Origin of the sequence: Nostoc sp. UIC 10607 (assembly GCF_047228265.1) — a bacterium.
Lineage (GTDB): Bacteria > Cyanobacteriota > Cyanobacteriia > Cyanobacteriales > Nostocaceae > Nostoc > Nostoc foliaceum_A.
The window spans coordinates 1-17,383 of record NZ_JBIQNW010000019.1; the positions used below are offsets into that span (position 1 = coordinate 1).

General features: G+C 40.5%; 15 protein-coding genes. 7 read left to right on the forward strand and 8 right to left on the reverse strand.

What is annotated here, in order from left to right:
• Positions 1-116: 116 nt before the first annotated feature.
• On the reverse strand, positions 117-1,145 hold the full coding sequence (locus tag ACEYW6_RS17600; RefSeq protein WP_412980731.1) for a DMT family transporter: 1,029 nt from the start codon (positions 1,143-1,145) through the stop codon (positions 117-119).
• Positions 1,146-1,400: 255 nt separating this feature from the next.
• Between ACEYW6_RS17600 and ACEYW6_RS17605 the strand changes: the two genes are divergently transcribed.
• On the forward strand, positions 1,401-1,763 hold the full coding sequence (locus ACEYW6_RS17605; protein ID WP_412980732.1) for a hypothetical protein: 363 nt from the start codon (positions 1,401-1,403) through the stop codon (positions 1,761-1,763).
• A 277-nt stretch (positions 1,764-2,040) separates the two neighbouring features.
• Here the strand turns inward: ACEYW6_RS17605 and ACEYW6_RS17610 are convergent, their stop codons facing one another.
• Both ACEYW6_RS17610 and ACEYW6_RS17615 read right to left on the reverse strand, forming a co-directional pair.
• The gene (locus ACEYW6_RS17610) at positions 2,041-3,555 is read right to left on the reverse strand and encodes an NYN domain-containing protein (protein WP_412980733.1); all 1,515 of its coding nucleotides are present in this window, start codon (positions 3,553-3,555) and stop codon (positions 2,041-2,043) included.
• 63 nt (positions 3,556-3,618) lie between these two features.
• Complete coding sequence (locus ACEYW6_RS17615; protein ID WP_412980734.1) at positions 3,619-4,488, reverse strand: D-alanyl-D-alanine carboxypeptidase family protein; 870 nt, start codon at positions 4,486-4,488, stop codon at positions 3,619-3,621.
• 400 nt (positions 4,489-4,888) lie between these two features.
• On the opposite strand from ACEYW6_RS17615, the gene mnmG reads away from it, so the two are divergent.
• From mnmG to ACEYW6_RS17630, 3 genes are read left to right on the forward strand one after another with little or no spacing between them, the layout of a single operon-like run.
• The gene (mnmG, locus tag ACEYW6_RS17620) at positions 4,889-6,811 is read left to right on the forward strand and encodes a tRNA uridine-5-carboxymethylaminomethyl(34) synthesis enzyme MnmG (protein ID WP_412980810.1); all 1,923 of its coding nucleotides are present in this window, start codon (positions 4,889-4,891) and stop codon (positions 6,809-6,811) included.
• Between the two features lie 47 nt (positions 6,812-6,858).
• Entirely contained in the window at positions 6,859-6,981 is a 123-nt protein-coding gene (locus ACEYW6_RS17625) for a hypothetical protein (RefSeq protein ID WP_412980735.1), read from the forward strand.
• A 60-nt stretch (positions 6,982-7,041) separates the two neighbouring features.
• On the forward strand, positions 7,042-8,400 hold the full coding sequence (locus tag ACEYW6_RS17630) for a hypothetical protein (RefSeq protein WP_412980736.1): 1,359 nt from the start codon (positions 7,042-7,044) through the stop codon (positions 8,398-8,400).
• 80 nt (positions 8,401-8,480) lie between these two features.
• On the opposite strand, the gene ACEYW6_RS17635 is transcribed toward ACEYW6_RS17630, so the two are convergent.
• A complete protein-coding gene (locus ACEYW6_RS17635; protein WP_412980737.1) occupies positions 8,481-10,043 on the reverse strand; it encodes a glucosaminidase domain-containing protein in 1,563 nt (520 codons plus the stop codon).
• 90 nt (positions 10,044-10,133) lie between these two features.
• The gene (locus ACEYW6_RS17640; RefSeq protein ID WP_412980738.1) at positions 10,134-10,895 is read right to left on the reverse strand and encodes an N-acetylmuramoyl-L-alanine amidase; all 762 of its coding nucleotides are present in this window, start codon (positions 10,893-10,895) and stop codon (positions 10,134-10,136) included.
• A 195-nt stretch (positions 10,896-11,090) separates the two neighbouring features.
• Here ACEYW6_RS17640 and ACEYW6_RS17645 point away from each other — a divergent pair, with 195 nt between their 5' ends.
• Entirely contained in the window at positions 11,091-11,366 is a 276-nt protein-coding gene (locus ACEYW6_RS17645; protein WP_196512722.1) for a hypothetical protein, read from the forward strand.
• Between the two features lie 245 nt (positions 11,367-11,611).
• Here the strand turns inward: ACEYW6_RS17645 and ACEYW6_RS17650 are convergent, their stop codons facing one another.
• Positions 11,612-12,559: a DNA polymerase III subunit delta' gene (locus ACEYW6_RS17650; RefSeq protein ID WP_412980739.1), complete on the reverse strand. Its 948-nt coding sequence runs from the start codon at positions 12,557-12,559 to the stop codon at positions 11,612-11,614.
• A gap of 615 nt (positions 12,560-13,174) precedes the next feature.
• On the opposite strand from ACEYW6_RS17650, the gene ACEYW6_RS17655 reads away from it, so the two are divergent.
• Together ACEYW6_RS17655 and ACEYW6_RS17660 are read left to right on the forward strand one after the other, a co-directional pair.
• Positions 13,175-14,737 (forward strand): phytoene desaturase family protein, encoded by a 1,563-nt coding sequence (locus ACEYW6_RS17655; RefSeq protein WP_412980740.1) that lies wholly within the window; start codon positions 13,175-13,177, stop codon positions 14,735-14,737.
• Between the two features lie 218 nt (positions 14,738-14,955).
• Complete coding sequence (locus ACEYW6_RS17660; RefSeq protein WP_412980741.1) at positions 14,956-15,573, forward strand: DUF411 domain-containing protein; 618 nt, start codon at positions 14,956-14,958, stop codon at positions 15,571-15,573.
• Between the two features lie 123 nt (positions 15,574-15,696).
• Here ACEYW6_RS17660 and ACEYW6_RS17665 read toward each other — a convergent pair whose 3' ends face one another.
• Positions 15,697-16,662, reverse strand: coding sequence for a tetratricopeptide repeat protein (locus tag ACEYW6_RS17665; RefSeq protein ID WP_412980742.1), 966 nt, complete (start codon positions 16,660-16,662; stop codon positions 15,697-15,699).
• A 239-nt stretch (positions 16,663-16,901) separates the two neighbouring features.
• A complete protein-coding gene (locus ACEYW6_RS17670; protein WP_412980743.1) occupies positions 16,902-17,291 on the reverse strand; it encodes a hypothetical protein in 390 nt (129 codons plus the stop codon).
• Positions 17,292-17,383 lie beyond the last annotated feature (92 nt).

Below are 17,383 nucleotides of genomic sequence, written 5' to 3' on the forward strand. Positions count from 1 at the left end.
ATGGAGCAAAAAATATTGCTACTATTGGGGTGAATCTTGTAAACTCGCCCAGAGGCTCGAACTGTTTGTGCTGTGAAATCAGTACGGTTAGTTCAGGGCTACTTAAAAGCCTACGCTCACCGCTTGCGGGAGCGTAGGTAGTTTACTTTCTCAGATGCAACTCTGTTAGTAATCTTATGCCAAGTGCCAAGCTGGCTCAAGAATATGCCTACTAAAATCACGCTACCACCAATATATTGAGGTATGGTAGGGGCTTCACCTAAAATTAAATAAGCTGCTAGGATGCCTGCAATTGGGCTAAATGAGCTAACTAAGGAAGCCATAGATACAGTGGCAGTTTTCAAGCCTTTAATCCAAAAAGACTGACCTAGTACCACAATTAACCCACCATAGAGAAACATCCATTGCCACAAGAACGGTGAGAGAACATCAGCAAAATGATCGCTACCATAGAGGACTAAAGCAATGAAGAAAAAGATTACGGTTCCTAGTGCAGTCCGAAAAATGCTATAGATTCCCAAAGGTATCTGCGAAAGGTATTTCTTACCAAGAATTGTAGAAGCGGCTATGGCCACAGATCCTACTGCTGCTAAAATTTCCCCTATTCCTAAACCGAAACCTCCCATGTTCATCATGGTTTCTTCTGGAGGCTGAAGAATGATCGTTAGGATAACACCGATAAACGCTGCGATCGCTCCGATAAATTCCCAAATATTTACGCGTTCTCTCAATAACCAGACTGATAAAGCCAGAGTTAGAGGCGGTTCCAAACGTCCCACCAAGATGACATTGTTCACTCCTGTGAGTGCTAATGCCTGAAAAATTAAGCCAGGGGCTAAGGCTCCTGATAAAATAGCTACTGCTGTTAGACTGACCCAATCCGTCCTTGAGAATTGCTTCAAAGTAGCTTTGTTCCACTGTCGCCCATAGATTAGGAGCAGAAGTATCAAGGCGCAAAGGTTTCCCACGAATAAAACATTACACAAAGAAATCGGATTGCGATTGCCGATAAAATGTTCAGCACCAATTTCTGTTAGCTTCCGAGTAACTGCGCCAGAAGCTGCAAAAATTACCATTGCTAGCCAGAGATATGTTTGTCCCGAAACTCTATGGATTAGGCGATGTGGTCTTTTGGGTCTAGTCACAATAACACCACTGCAAGGAAAGCATTGCTCATTATATTAAGTTGCACTTACGCAGTTAAAAATGAGTTTTGTTGAGAAAATACTTAAATTATGCTGTGGCTTTAAACTACCATCCTTGCCTGAGAAAGCGCTGAGAATCAACTAAATTTTCTTAAGGGATAAATTCATAAAAATAGTGGCTTAGTTTCAATAGGTTCTCACTCCCGCCTGAGATGCTTGGGATGTTCAGGATAAAACAAACAAGAGGAGTCACAAATGAAACTCGCGCCCCTACTTACAAGTTTTGCTTTGGTTGGTTTTTTTACAGTTTGGGACGCACCATTAAAGGTGATCAATCCGTTATTAGTCCAAGCATCAGCAGCCGAAGAAATGTCTATAGCACAGAAACTAGATTTGCTTACTAAGAGTAAGGGTCAGATTGGTAGTGGTGATCAACTGCGTCGTTTCTTTTTTGCTGACTTGGAGCCAATCGGTATCCAGCTAGGTGGTGCAGGTCATGTAGTTAACCTTTATAACAAAACCAATGATGTCACATTCGCTTACTGTTCACACTACGATGTGATTGTAGCAATTAAGAAAGGTAAGGTGACAAAGTTTGAACCCAACGAAGTGAAGTAATACTAAATCGACTTTTCAATTAATATTTTGCTCAAACTAGAGGAGCTATTTGATTACATCTAGGACTTAGACAAAAATAAACGTTGTAGGGGTAATTCATAAATTGCCTCTACATAAAAATCAGTATTTTGGCTATTGTTGCGTAAATTCTAATATTTAGTTTGCGATGTTTAACAACAAGCCACTCTACATTTAATATCTAAGAAATATTGAACAAGGTGTTTAAGCTTCTTGTCTCAACAAGCTTGATGTTATAAAGTTTCACAAATAATTGATATTAAGATTTACCAGCTACTACAATCTCTTTGAAGTTACTGCTAGAGTCAGTTACACCTGTCGAATTTCTATTTGATGAGCCTGTAGAGCCTATCGTTAAAATTTCTCTCAAAACTAATTTATTGTTCTCAATCGATAGACAAATATCTGTTCCTTCAATTACTTTTTTTAAAAAGTTTGTTAACTTTTCACCATGCTTTTCTCTTGTTTGGTCAAAGCATGGAATTTTCTCTCTCAATATCTTGTGAATTTGAGGTATATGAATGCCACCTTGTTTAAGCTGATTTAAGTGCTCCAAATTCTGCTTTAATTCCTGCAAAGCTTTCTTGGTTAGTACTAAAATATCATCATTTAATGAACTATCGCTATTTACTTGATTAATTGGAATCTCCTCTATTTTTGCTTGGGGAGTAGGTATAGGTATAAAGCGATCGCAAACAGACTTGAGAACCCGATTAATTTGTCCTTCGTAAGCACATCCAATTACAGTCTTTCCATATTCATGAAGCTTTTTAGCTAAAGCGGCAAATGCACCATCACCTGATACAATAACGAAAACTTGCAACGTAGGACGACTTTGGGCTAATTCCATCACATCAATGGCTAGTTGCATATCTGCTGCATTCCGTTTATGACTGTAATCAAAAATTTGAATTGCTTCAATGCCAAGTTCTTGAATTTCATTCTTGAGTAGCCTTAATCGAGAATCACTCCAGTCAGCATAAGCACATTGGATAGCAATTTTATTAACTAAGCTAGTATTTCCCAGATTTGTTTGAATTTGTTTAAGAGAAAAATTTAAGTTAGGGTTGCTTCTACCCATTGTTAAGTTTTCAATATCATAAAAAATAGCTGTATTAAATTGCTCAACCTTAGGTAAAGTATGAGCGGTGGCAGTAACCTGCTCTACACGAATTTGACGCTGCTTCAACTCTTTTAACTCAGCTATTAAAGAGGTTATTTCTTGCGTTGACTCGGAACTAATTACTTCCTGTTTTAACTGTGTAATTGTTGTTTTTAAGTCATTGACTTGCAGCTTTGCTTGTTGTAATTCTTCTTGTAATTGCTCCGTTAATGTATTAATTTGACCCTGGGTTTGTACAGTCTGTTCCCGAAGTTCACCAATAGTTCTGGAGAGAATTTGCTGGCGTTGCTGATAAGCTGTTACCAAAGCTTGCTGGACGATATCCCATTCTGTGGGAAAAGCCTCATGGGTACACACTTGTAAAACTGATTCATAACCAGCGATCGCAATTTCTAGATTACTCGCAGGGTTCCCTTGTTCAAACTCTTGAATAATGGTACTCAGTTTGATAAGGACTCTAGCTAAATTAATAGCAATTGCAGGTTCTTGAGCAAAGCGATCGCTTACCCATTTTCGCAAAATTAAAGCTAAATTTTCGTTGAGTTTGCTTAAGTTATGTTGTAATATTGGATATATTTCCTGATTTTGATAAGTTGCTCTTAATAAATCGATCAGGAAACTTTGCTCCTGGTTAGCAGCTTCGTTTGGCATAGCTAAATCCCTGACAATACATCTTTTAGGTTAGTATTCCCAAGTTTTAATACTATCTAACAATTAAAGTGGCGTAATCCAATAAGTAATGCCTCTAACAACTTGTCTCTTAAAACCAAATAGAGGTAGATTCTCTTCAGCTAAACCTACATAAGTCCAATGTGGAACATCGTTTTCTACAGTTTGAAACCAACCATTTTCATTAAGAGCTTTTCTTTGTTCTTTACTACCTACGCGTAAATCAATTGCTAATCCCCAGAGATGTTGTGAAGTGCCAGGAGGTGCAACTAAACCGAGAATTTTTGTCTCTTTACCCTCTTTAACTTTTGCCAAAATTTGTTCATTAGCATATTTGTGCCAAAATCTTAAATTTGTGTTAAAAGTGCGAGTACAATCACCAGAACCATAACCAGATTTTAGCGGTATTTTTTGTAGCGATCGCGCCTTATTTAAAGCATCAGCTGCCGACTTTTGTAAATAACAATCCCTAGTGCCATTAACGTGACCCATTGTTAAAGTAGCTTGAAACTCTTGGGTTTCTTGTTCATTAGCAAAGATATATTTTGGCGGTAGTTTAATCCCGATATCTTGATTTACAAAGACTGCACCATAAGCTCGTAGCAAAATATATTCATAAGTACCAGGCTGAGGAACTGGTAACTTCCTAGCGATCGCAGATAAAAAACGCTGTTGTTCATTTAATTCTTGGTTGGGAATAAATGGTTCTAATATTGTCTTTTTAGAGGTATCTGTACAAGTTAATAAATCACTACTCAAGCATCCATTTAATGGTTGGGCAGTTCTAGCCAATTTGTGATGGGTAATCTCATTACTGGCTACTAAGATAAAAATCATTAAGATAACTATACTGATGAAGGTCGCTTTTCTGACAATTTTAGTAATATTTTTTTTCTTTCTGATAGGGAGTTTCATTTTTAAATAATTGTTTAGTTCATTTAATAAAAGTGATAAATCTCTTGTAATCTGTTGTTGATGAGTTACAACCAAAAATCATATAGATGAAAGCAGAGAATTTATCACGTTGATATATGCTTCTATATAACTTATGCAATATATCTAATATAGAACCGTAACAAATCAGCTTATCTTCAGGGTTAACCATGTGAAAAATTGCTGTGGTAAATAAACTGGAGCATTGCCACGATTCTTAAAAAATATTATATTTTTTACTGATTGCTCAAGTTAAAAAAAGAAACTTGTCTCTAATTGAGTACTAGTAAATTTGATAACTTTTTTATTAGAAAGATACATCCATGAAACCACTGGAACAGTTAAAATTGGAAAGAACTCTAAGCTTGCTGATCCTGTAAGTATGACCATGCACAATTCCGTTGAATTCCAAGACGCTTTTGATGTCATAGTCGTCGGTGCAGGTCACTCCGGTTGCGAAGCAGCTCTCGCCTCTGCACGCCTCGGTTGTCGTACCCTGCTATTGACGCTCAACTTGGATAGAATCGCTTGGCAACCTTGTAACCCAGCAGTGGGTGGCCCGGCCAAATCTCAGTTGACCCATGAGGTAGATGCACTTGGCGGGGAAATTGGTAAAGTAGCAGACCGCACCTACCTGCAAAAACGTATCCTCAACTCTTCACGGGGGCCTGCTGTTTGGGCATTACGCGCCCAGACAGACAAGCGCGAATATGCAGCGGTGATGAAGAATATTGTCGAGAATCAAGACAACTTGACAATCCGCGAAAGTATGGTGACCGATTTGGTACTGGGTGCTAATGATGAAGTCATCGGCGTTGAAACTTATTTTGGTGTAGGGTTCCAATGTAAAGCAGTCATCTTGACGACTGGCACCTTCCTGGGGGGTAAAATTTGGGTTGGGAACAAGTCAATGCCAGCTGGACGGGCTGGAGAATTTGCGGCTGAGGGATTGACACAAACCCTGAATCGTCTGGGATTTGAAACCGGAAGACTCAAAACTGGAACTCCAGCAAGGGTAGACAAGCGATCAGTAGATTATAGTAAAATGCTCATCCAGCCAGGGGATGAAGATGTCCGCTGGTTTAGCTTTGACCCAGAGGCGTGGGTAGAACGGGAACAGATGCCTTGTTACATCACCCGCACAACCGCCGAAACCCATCGCCTAATTCAAGATAATTTGCACCTATCGCCAGTTTATGGCGGTTGGGTGGAAGCGAAAGGGCCGCGTTATTGTCCCAGTATTGAAGATAAGATTGTGCGCTTTGCCGATAAGGAAAGCCATCAAATCTTTATTGAACCAGAAGGACGGGATATACCCGAACTTTATATCCAAGGTTTTTCTACAGGGTTACCAGAAAATTTGCAATTGCAAATGTTGCGGACTCTCCCCGGTTTGGAAAAATGTGTGATGCTGCGTCCCGCCTATGCTGTGGAATATGATTATTTACCTGCAACTCAGTGTTACCCCACACTGATGACTAAGAAAATTGCCGGACTATTTTGTGCTGGGCAGATTAACGGCACCACAGGTTATGAAGAAGCCGCAGCTCAAGGGCTTGTGGCGGGAATTAACGCAGCTCGATTTGTTCGATCTCAAGAAATGATTGTGTTTGCCCGCGAGCAAAGTTACATTGGGACGCTAGTTGATGACTTGTGTACTAAAGATTTACGGGAACCTTACCGGATGCTCACCAGTAGGTCTGAGTACCGATTGATATTGCGTTCTGACAATGCTGACCAACGCTTGACACCCTTGGGACGGGAAATTGGTTTAATTGACGATCGCCGCTGGGATCTATTTACCCAAAAACAGCAAAATATCACCACAGAAAAACAAAGATTGCAAGCTACACGAGTCAAAGAACATGATGAAATGGGAATAGCGATCGCATCTAATACCCAACAAGCAATCAAAGGTTCAATTACTCTCAATGACTTACTGCGCCGTCCGGGATTCCATTACGTTGACCTCGACAGGTTCGGACTGGGAAACCCCAACCTCAACCGTGCCGAGAAAGAAGGTGCAGAAATTGATATCAAATATTCTGGCTATCTCGCTAGGCAACAAAATCAAATTGACCAAATTGCCCGCCAAGCACACCGCCAGTTACCTGCGGACTTGGACTATACAACAATTGATACTCTTTCCAAAGAGGCACGGGAAAAGCTAACTCACGTAAAACCACTCACTCTTGGTCAAGCTGCACGTATTGGTGGTGTAAACCCAGCAGACGTTAACGCTTTATTATTATATTTAGAATTGCGTAGAACCAAGAGCCAATCAGAGTTTCCAGCATTAGCTTAACACAAGCTTGATAAAGACTGAGTATAGTAGTAGGGAGGGAGATTGGTATGATAGATGACATAAATATTAGTAGTGGCATCATGAACAATCCCCAGATTAAAGTTGACTTTAATACCAACGCTCAACCAACTCGTCTCAATAAGACGGCGGATTGGATATTTTATCTGTAATCCTAATTCCCAGGCAGTAGGTGCGGCGTTTCCTCGTCCTAGCAACAACCCAGAAAGTCTATGTTACAAGAAGCCAGCACCCGTCTCATAGTACCGGAACCATCAGAAGACTTAATCGCCAACGAGCCTTGGTCGATAGAAAACTATGCTGATGGTTTAATGGATGAACTCTTTGCCGATATCGACTCCATTCTGGATGTTAGTGGTAATCTGCTTTTTCAAACCGTTAGCCACAGTAGGCAGAAGAAATCGAACCAGTCTGTTGCTGGGGTTTCTCCCCAACCTCAACGCCAGTCGCCTCCAGAAAACGTGCTGCAAACAGTTACGATACCGCAGATTATCTTACCGAACACAGTGAATCAGCCAGTACAGGTAGGTGCCCAAAATAACCACAAGCACTTGAGTACCGTTGTCTTTGACACCGCCACCGTTAAACCAGTTAGTAGAAAGCATCAGAAAAGTAGTCGGACTTGGGGCAAACTGCTGATTGTAGGAACAACTTTAGGCGTGGCGATCGCTGGTATGATCTACCTGGTACAGTCTGGAGTCGTATATCTTTTAAATACCAACTTAACCCAGCCAGCTCTTCTAGTGCCGCAACCGCAGTCACAGTTGCCGGTAAAAACAGAAATTGAGGCAGAGTTAGTTGACTACATGCTGGGAGCACTGGCGGTTATAGATAAGCAAGGAGCAAAAAGCAATCAAAAATCTTTCACCCCTGGATTCTCCAGTCAGGCAAATACTAACCAAATAGCTCTTGGTAACCAGCAAACAACTGGTAATCTACCACCACTTCCCCTTTTAGCAAACAATACACCACCAGTCCCCAACCGTTCTGGAAGCGTTGTTGAGCGGATCTACGTTCCCGTTTATCAAGCGCCGTCGCCAATGCGCTATGCGCTGCCGGCTATTCCTGGGACTCCCACACTTTTACCACAAGTTGCTAGTGCGTTACAGGGATCTCAACCGAATGTGGTGAAAAATGCCCTGAACACGGTGCGACAAGCTGCCAAGCCTGTAACTGTCAACATGTTAGCTGCCGCTGTACGAGCCGAACTTAAACCTGTAGCTGCGAAAACTGCACCCATTACCGTGCGCCAAACACCCAAGCCTCTGCCTGCATTACCAGTAGTTCCATTACGTGCAGCCCTCGCCCCAGAGTCCGAACCAACTATTACCCAGGAACAAGTATATCCGGCAACTGCGATCGCAGTTGCTCCGAGTAATACTTTAGAGGGATTGCTAGAGTTGGGTAACAAATCCGCTGCTTTGTTTAAAATTGATGGCGTGACTCGTCGCATAAATATGGGTGAAAGCATTGGCTCAAGCGGTTGGACATTAGTAGATGTTAGTAATGGTGAAGCTGTTATCCGCCGTAACGGCGAAGTGCGATCAATTTACGCAGGACAGAAGTTATAAGAATAAGCTTTTTAAACCTCTCCCTAGTTGAGGAGAGGTTTCGAGAGTGGTGAAATTTAATGCTTTGAACTCACCAAGAATTAGCTCCTCACTGGTGGGTTAATTTCAAAATGAATATGATTATCGTGACCACTCAAAGAAACACAAAGTTTCTCTTTAATTAGCTGTTGATCGTTAAAAAAGACTGCCCTTACCAGCTTTTGCTTACCAATAGACTTGAGAATAGCTCGTGCAGCATCTTGATCATATTCAGAACTCGACCAAATGATGCCACCAAAATTTCGATTTTTTTTGGGTAAGTAAACATCGCACATCATGCCAGTTTCATGTCCATGATGGTCGGGAGTATCCCCTCCATGAGGAAGGCTAACATCGTTAATTGCGAATGGAGCAGCTGTGGGGTGAGTATTACGATAACTGTTTTGATAATCTTGGGCAATTTTTTTAATCACATCAGCTAACCAGTGTGTTCCAAAATCGTGATTATCTTGGGTGTCTTCCAGTTCACCGTTAACGAAACCATTATCAGGGTCGCTTTTTGGCATCAACTCCCACCGTGGTGCGTTAGCTGCTTGCAACCATCGATGAGTGATTCCACCAACATCAACTCGACCATCACCATTAACAGTACTGCGACCAGCAATAATTGACTGAAATAGTTTGATTCCGTCAAAGAGTCCTCTTTCTATGTCTGCACGGTTAGGATCACCTACCCATGTGTAGCCTAGCTCATGCAATCGCCCCTTAATAGCCTTAACATCATCAGCTTTATTGACTCCGCCAATTCCCACACTACCACCGAGTTTAATTACCTTCGCCCCTGGTAAACTGGATGCTGTAGGTTGTTGAGTGTTCTCATCGTCCTTGTGATCGAAAGGAACAACAACTTTAATTTGGATCTCTAGAGTTTGATCATCAACAGCAATTATCATGCGGCGATCGCCTTCTTGTTTAAAGACTAAATCAAATTGCCATTTGCCATCCTGACTAATTGCTACATTTGGGGCTGGAAATTTGTCATCAATCATCACCGACAAAATTTTGCCCTTGTCCTCTAAACGAGCTATACCTTCAACCCTGAAACTTTGCCCTACTTCCACTTCTTTTGGCGCACGAATTAGCTGTAGTTTTTCTACCGGAGCAATTGTAACTCCACCGGCATTAGCCAGTAAATTCTGTGCCTCTGGAAGCAAATTCACAACTTTATTCACATAGTTAGGATCGGATGAATAGCCTTTACCCCTGAGAAAGCCAAGAAAATTTTCTGGCGTGTTGGTATGATCTTCTAAGCCTTTATAGGGAGTGCGAGTTAAAAACTTCCAATAACCAATAATAAAAGCGTCTATATCTGTAAATTTACAGAACTCAACTTCTTCTGACTCAGAAGGAACTTTGATTTTCAACGGTTCGGCAAACCCTTTCATATCAGGATCTCGCCATTTTAATCCGGCAAAATTGTTAGCATGGACAGCAAGATCGCTTTTCCCTCTAGTAGACTCTAGTAACCATTGAGCAAGGGTAACTTCTTTTAAAATTTGCCTATTTATCTCAGAAACTCTTGCAGTATCAATGCCAATATCTGTAAATATTACTGCTAAATCTTTATTAAAATAATTGTTGACTAAATTATCTAGTAATGACATATCTTTGTCCTATTAAAAAATTTTGCAGATCCCCAAATTCTTCAATAATTCGAGGATCTAGGTGTTAACAAATAATTTAGATATAATTAGTTAATTTTTTTCTATAACTTTGGCATGTCCAGCAAAAACAAAATGCCTATCTCGGTTTACTTTACTTTTATCAGGCCACTTAACCCAGTAATGGTTTTCTTCAAAACGGACATCTAAAATGGGGTAACTCCCTGGTTCAAGATCGAAGAGAGATTCTTTTGGTAGCTCTGATGCCTGTTCTGTGGAAGGCTTTAAAACCGTTTTTGTTGTAACTTCCAAAATGTAATTTTTATCAGGTTTAGCTTCATCATCTGACTCACCAATTAATCCATCTTTAATTGCTTCGGCCATTTTTTCAGCATCAAAGCGATCCATATCTACTTTGGCATCACAAAAGCAGCACTCAATTAAAATAGCTGGCATTTGTGTATTTTTGATAACAAAGAAATCTGCATTTTTAACTTTTCTATCATTGAATCCAAGCTTAACAATCTCTTTTAAAACTGATTTAGCGATACCTTTTGATGTATTGCTAATGGCAAAAATTTCTGTGCCATTAGCTATAGTGTTGAACTTATTAAAGTGAATCGAAATAAAGACGTTAACGTTATTGGCGTTTGCTTTATTGACTCGTTGTCTCAGAGAATCGTTTACACTACTAGCACTTGTGGGAGTGCAATCAATAACCGTATGTCCTGCTGCTTTTAGCTTTTGGATCAACTTTGTACCAACTGCTTTCGTTAAAATATCTTCTTGTTGGATACCTGTTGCCCCTGTATCGTGAGGAGGGCAATTGTGTCCCATATCAATACCAAATTTCATAGAGTTGATGTCCTTTTTATAACTTGAGAGGTATGGTTTAACTCACTATACTGTATTAACTATTAACCCGATGCGATCGCTCTGTCGGTGAGAAAAAGTGAGTCGTTACTGTAAAAAAATGTAACTTTTTACGTAAAAATCTGATTAAAAAGAGAAATTTTATAAGTTCAACCTATAAATAAAGCAGACTAACCCATGACGGCACAAGAGGCGCTGAATCTAGTCGATACTCTTTTATGGTCTACCTTTGGGCAAAGACTCAATGATGTTCAATCTGTAGTCTTGCTGGAAAGTTGGCTGGGACGCACCTATGCGGAAATTGCGGTGCAGATAAGTTATGAACACGACTACATCAAACAAGTCGGTTCTCAGCTGTGGCGAGAGCTTTCTCAGGTAGTTGGTGAAGAGGTTTGTAAAAAAAATATCCAATCTGTTTTGCGTCGCTACCAGCAGTCTCAAAGTAGTGGATAATCAAAGAGCAATGTCTACAATGGGCTACACCTAATCAGTTGGCCGTTTCATACTAGTAATCTCATAAACGCCAACGATGTCTCATGATAATTCATATAATTACTTATTAAGTACCGCTTTGTGCTTTCTATAAATATTACTAATTAGTAATTATTTGATCATCACTATTCCTGATCGCTTAAGTAATATTATTTAATATAGCTAGAGGGTTTGAGGGGTTTGTGCAAGAGTTAGTAAATGAGATTTTATTTTTGACATACAGATAAAAGCAGACATTCCCAAACTAACCTTGGTTGAGCGTAAGAAAGCAAGTACTTACGAGCTTGTTCTAGCTGGTTGATGATGCTGGGTTGATGCCACCGCTGCCAGTAGAATTGCTGAAGATAATCAACTAACCACAGTTGGGCTTCTGTATCTAAATCTTTATCGATTTTCTTGGCTAACTCCAAAGCTTTGCGGTAGGAAGCAGGGGCTTTTTTCAAATCTTCGAGTAACTCAGGGGGAATAGTTTGTAATTGCTCGTAAGATGCGATCGCACTTCCCGCACTGCCAGCTGCTATACTCAATACCGCCTGATTTGGCAAAATTTCCTGATGACCAGTTTGTGTGAGTACAACAGCCAAAGACTGTGCATCTAAACGATAAAAAGGAATGCGTTGACAGCGTGACACCAAAGTTGGCAAAACAGACTCAGGTGTAGGTGCAATTAAAATTAACGTCGCCTGTCCCGGTTCTTCTAAGGTTTTAAGTAAAGCATTCGCTGCTGCTTCTGCCATTGTTTGCGCTTCTTCCAGCACTACCACATTTCTCGGTGCTTCCAAGGGCGGACGACTGAGAAACTCGGTAATTTCCCGAATTTGCTCTAGCCGAATTACAGGTGGTGCTTTACGCTTAAGTCCTTTCTCGGCTGCTTCTGTTGCTGTTAATCGTTGTCCCTGGTATTGGTACGTTGGTTGCACCCACAACAAAGCTGGATGGTTATCTTGACGCAAACGGTTTTGTAAAGCCGTAGTGACTCCCATCTCACTCGAAAATAGCAATTCCACAAAACACCTAGCTGCTAAACTCCTTCCTACACCATCTGGCCCCACAAATAGATACGCTGGAGCAACCCGGTTTTGTCTGACAGCCTGAGTGAGTAATTCTATGGCTTGCTGTTGTCCGATAAGTGGTGTAAATGGGTTAATAGTCACGTCGCTTCACTCCGAATTCAAAAATCAAAATTAATAATCCCCATAAATAAATTTAGAGGCTTGTATCATGAGTCTGTTCCGGTCATTAATCAAGGATCAATAGTCAAAAATCAAACAGTAATTTTATAAGTATACTTTTAGCTAATTAATACTTTAATCAGTTTTTGTGAAGAAAAGCAAACATTATTAAATCACTTTTTTAGTTTCGATAATATGAATAGACATAAGGATTAAAGAATAAGGGCTTAAATTCGGAAATTATCGCCTGCCAATTATCTGCAAGTTTTGACGGTGATTTGAAGCTAAATTTTGCGGTTACTTTAAATCAGTGAACTGTTAAACATCCTTTAGGCTATCTAAATGTTAGTGAGGATGTTGGCAAAAAATTGCCATAGCTAAATATTAAAATATTCGGTGATGGTGCAATTACTACTATCAACGATAAAAATCCTTACACCTTCTACCGGATGATTTTTCTACCTATTTTCATTTAATGAAAACTGCAAAGCTAGGTAAAGAGCCGTTGATTATTTTGGCATTTCTACTGGTAAAAAAGGGTGATAAAAACACATAACACCGAAATCAAGAGAAATCAAGATTGCCAAGGAGGCTGATATGGAAATCTTCGATTATGTGATTCTGGGAGCCGGACTGGGTGGACTTTCGACCGCAGCCTGTTTAACTCGACAAGGTTATCGGGTAGCAGTTCTAGAACAACATTATTTACCTGGCGGATGTTGTCACACCTTTGATTACGGGGAATACAGTTTTTGTGCTGACGTACATTACATCTCTCAATGTGGTTCTGGACAGACTATAGCCCAATTTCTCGACTATATTGATCAAGATGTACCGTTTAATAGCCTTGATCCTGACTGCATTGATCGAGTGATCACCCCAGAGGCGGATTTTAAAATTCCTTTGGGATGGGAAAATCTGCGATCGCGTTTACTCTCCACATTTCCAGAAGAAACTGCTGCTATTAACCGTTATTGCAATGAAATTCAGCAACTCCACCAAGAAATTCGCAACCTAGTACAGGAAGTACGCTTGTTTGATCAGAAGTTGTCTGACTGGTTGAAGTTACCAAAATATTTGAATCTATTTTGGAAGCGGAATTGGACACTACAAGATTTGTATAACCATGTCGGTTTATCACCTAAACTACAAGCAGTGCTGGCGGGGCAAAGTGGCGACTATGCACTACCACCCCAAGAAATTGCGCTACTCACGCACACTTCCCTAGTTTGGGACTACTCAGAAGGCGCTTATTATCCCAAACATCACTTCAAACACCTTGTTAACACTATTGCAAACGTAATTACCGCAGGTGGAGGTGTGATCAAATACTCAACCCCGGTAAGCCATATTCAAGTTAGCAACCACACTGTCCATAGTGTCCTTGCCGATGGTATGACCTATTGTGCCAGCAAAGCTTATATCAGTGACCTCGACCCCAAATTAACATTGGAGTTAATGCATGATTTTGCAGCCCTGAGTCAAAAGGAGCATCAACGCCTCACTAGTTACGAATACTCAACCAGTGCTTTCAATATTTACCTGGGTTTAGATAGCCGCTTCGATCCCCAACGCTACGGCATTGGTAACTGGAATATTTGGTATTATCCCACAGGCGACCTGAACAGAGAATATCAACAACAATTCCAAGGTGACTTTAGCCAACCGTGGATTTTCCTCTCTTGTCCGACGATGAAATCCACCGAACCAGGGATGGGGCCAGAGGGACATCATGTCTTAGAGATTGCCACTGTGTGTTCCTATGAACCATTTGAACATCTGCACAAAACCAACCCAAAAGCTTATAAAGCCAAAAAGCGGGAAATTTATCAGCAGATTATGGCAAATGTGCGAGATTTGATTCCAGATGTAGACAACTACGCCCGGATAAAAGTTTACGGTACACCTACCACCAGCGAATTTTATCTGGGACAACCGCAGGGTAATATTTACGGTGCGAAATTAATACCCAAACAGGTTGGTTTAAATCGTCTGGGATATACGACAGAGTTACCTAACCTCTTTTTGGTAGGGGCGAGTGCTGGTTATCCGAGTGTACCAGGTGTAATTGGGAATGGGATGGATGTTGTGGAACTGCTGACAGGGCAATCGGTATGGCAGAAAGTTAAAATACCCCCGCCTTTGGTGGAAGTTGGATAATGGTGGCTTTGATGAAATGATGTCTGGCGACAAGCTGCTACGCGTCTAAGCTTGCAGTTATGATGACTGCTAAGGAATTGCTTTTGTTTTGCATAAAATTGTAGTGTTTTTAAACGCAGGGGGACACAAAATAAACGCAAAAGTAAAGGTATGCAGAGTCTTTTTGGAGGGAATTTGTTACAACAAATTTATGCAATGTTGTACTCAGGAAGTCTCAGATGTCGCACAAACAATTTATTTATTACTGGCAAAAATGGTTACCTCCTATCTTGGTACGTGCTGCTGTACGTGCAGTGGTAATAATTTGTCTAACAGTAGGAGTGTTGGGCATCTTGGGAAGCACTGCTTCTATGAGTAATGCTCAAGCTGTTTTTCCTGATTTTCTTGCAGCTAATGCTCAACTGGTAAGTACCACTAAGCGTATCCAAGATGAACAGACACCATTAAAATCAACAGCACTAAATGCCACTGTATATCACAGTCCCGATTGTAATTGTTGTGGCGGGTGGATTGAGCACTTAAAGACACAAGGTTTTCAAATCACAGACTTTTCCACGCCTGACATCGAAACAGTCAAACAAAAGTACAACGTGCCAGATAACTTGTCATCTTGCCACACAGCAATTGTTAATGGATATGTGATCGAAGGACACGTCCCAGCAGAAGACATCAAACGTCTGCTTCAAGAAAAGCCAAATGTTGCTGGTTTATCTGTTCCCCAAATGCCCGTAGGCACTCCTGGGATGGAGATGGGGAATCGAAAAGACCCATTTTCTGTGCTTTCCTTTGATCACAAAGACTCAGTTGCAGTATTCAATAAATATCCGTCCTCTTGATGTAATCTCGCTGGATTCAGAGGATGTTTTAAAAGTGGTTTTTCAATGTATTTTGGCGATTAGAAATTGCCAAAGCCTTTTAAAACATCCTCACATTAACTGAATCAGTGGTGGGAGATTTTACTAGTTAGCACCAGCTTTGATGAACTGCGACAAATAACTTAACCATCTCCTAAACCAGAAGCGAGATGCTGCATTTGCAACGTTTTCAGAAAGAAGCTGAATCGCATGGTTACAATCTTGCAGACTTACATCGAGTCCTATTGCGTGATAGATTTCGCGGGCATGGCAAAAGGCCTCCATCGCTTCTGATTCTCGATTGATTTTTTCTAATACCAGACCCAAATTAAACCAGGCGTTTGCTTCTGCATTTTGATCATCAAGATTCCTTCTGATCTCTAATGAATATTGATGAAACTCAACTGCCCTTTGGTACTGTCCCAGAGCATTATAAGCATTACCCAACCCACTTAAGGCCATGCCTTCGCCATTGCGATCGCTGATTAATCTTGCTAATTCTAACCATTGCTGGTAAAACTCAATTGCCAGTTGGTATTGCCCCAACGATTCATAAGTATTGCCCAAACTTCCCAGGCAAATGCATTCCTCGGTCCAATCGCCTGTTTTCTTGCTGATACTCAACCACTGCTGATAACACTCAATCGCTTGCTCATACTTGCCTAGGTATTCATAAGTATTGCCCAAACTTCCCAAGCAAATGCCTTCTCCAGTGCGTTGGCTTTGCCCGCCGTAGGCATCGCCTATTTTCCTGGTGATGCTCAACCACTGGTGATAAAATTCAATCGCTCGCTGGTATTTTCCCAGTGATTGGTAAGCATTGCCCAACCCAGATAAAGATTTGGCTTCCTCGAAGCGATCGCCTATTTCTTTAGCTATATCCAACCACTGCTGATAAAACTCAATTGCCAGGTGATACTCGCCTAGTGAGTGGTAAGCATTGCCCAAACTTCCTAAACAAGTGACTTCCCTATTGCGATCGCCTGTTTCTCTGGCTTTGTGCAAGCACTGTTTTTCAAACTCAATGGACTCGATGTTATTTAAGCTCCCGGATCTAATTACTTCTGTCATTCTCTATAGAAAAAGAAATTTGTGGTCGATAGGCTGTCGATTATACAATTTTCTGTGGCTTTAGCACACCAGAAATGCAACTTATAGGCACAACTTTTCTCAAAATTTAAAAATTGTTTTTCAACATTAAACTTTCTTTTATACACAGCAATTTCTGCGTAGAAAAGGCTTTTATTTATATTGGTAATAAGCGCACGGATATACTATAATGAAAAATTTCGCTTTTTAAAAAAACCAAATCAATCAGCAGCAGCATAATCAGGCAATGCGTTGAGTTGGAAATTAACAGCACTCAGATAATTTTGGTCGTTTAAAACGTGTGATGGTAATTTATCTGCATTAACAGCAGCCTTAACCAAATCTTTTGCAATAATATTTCTGTGTAGAGTTTCAATTACTAGCTCTCCTCCGCTGGGAATTCCGTGTTGTTTCAGACCTCCCTGATAAGCAAAAGTAACTAGATTGAAAGGCTGGAGATAATTAATAGAAGTAGAGTTACTGGATAAGTTGTTAGAGTTAATAACTATTGCACTACCGTTGGTAGTAGCTGTTTGAGCACCAGCGATTCCAGGTACAAGAGTAATCGCAGCAAAAATAAGTGCAGAATTTATTAAGGTAACAAGTTTCATAAATAATTCTTAGGTAAAATGCGAACGGTGTTCTTTATTAATAGAGTCCTCTTTATTATTAATCTCAGCTTCCTTCAGTCAGTTCATCTGAT

Coding starts and splice junctions, on each gene's coding strand:
- ACEYW6_RS17605 (WP_412980732.1), top strand. CDS start 1,401: ATGAAACTCGCGCCCCTACTTACAAGTTTTGCTTTGGTTGGTTTTTTT.
- ACEYW6_RS17610 (WP_412980733.1), bottom strand. CDS start 3,555: ATGCCAAACGAAGCTGCTAACCAGGAGCAAAGTTTCCTGATCGATTTA.
- ACEYW6_RS17615 (WP_412980734.1), bottom strand. CDS start 4,488: ATGAAACTCCCTATCAGAAAGAAAAAAAATATTACTAAAATTGTCAGA.
- mnmG (WP_412980810.1), top strand. CDS start 4,889: ATGACCATGCACAATTCCGTTGAATTCCAAGACGCTTTTGATGTCATA.
- ACEYW6_RS17625 (WP_412980735.1), top strand. CDS start 6,859: ATGATAGATGACATAAATATTAGTAGTGGCATCATGAACAATCCCCAG.
- ACEYW6_RS17630 (WP_412980736.1), top strand. CDS start 7,042: ATGTTACAAGAAGCCAGCACCCGTCTCATAGTACCGGAACCATCAGAA.
- ACEYW6_RS17635 (WP_412980737.1), bottom strand. CDS start 10,043: ATGTCATTACTAGATAATTTAGTCAACAATTATTTTAATAAAGATTTA.
- ACEYW6_RS17640 (WP_412980738.1), bottom strand. CDS start 10,895: ATGAAATTTGGTATTGATATGGGACACAATTGCCCTCCTCACGATACA.
- ACEYW6_RS17645 (WP_196512722.1), top strand. CDS start 11,091: ATGACGGCACAAGAGGCGCTGAATCTAGTCGATACTCTTTTATGGTCT.
- ACEYW6_RS17655 (WP_412980740.1), top strand. CDS start 13,175: ATGGAAATCTTCGATTATGTGATTCTGGGAGCCGGACTGGGTGGACTT.
- ACEYW6_RS17660 (WP_412980741.1), top strand. CDS start 14,956: ATGTCGCACAAACAATTTATTTATTACTGGCAAAAATGGTTACCTCCT.
- ACEYW6_RS17665 (WP_412980742.1), bottom strand. CDS start 16,662: ATGACAGAAGTAATTAGATCCGGGAGCTTAAATAACATCGAGTCCATT.
- ACEYW6_RS17670 (WP_412980743.1), bottom strand. CDS start 17,291: ATGAAACTTGTTACCTTAATAAATTCTGCACTTATTTTTGCTGCGATT.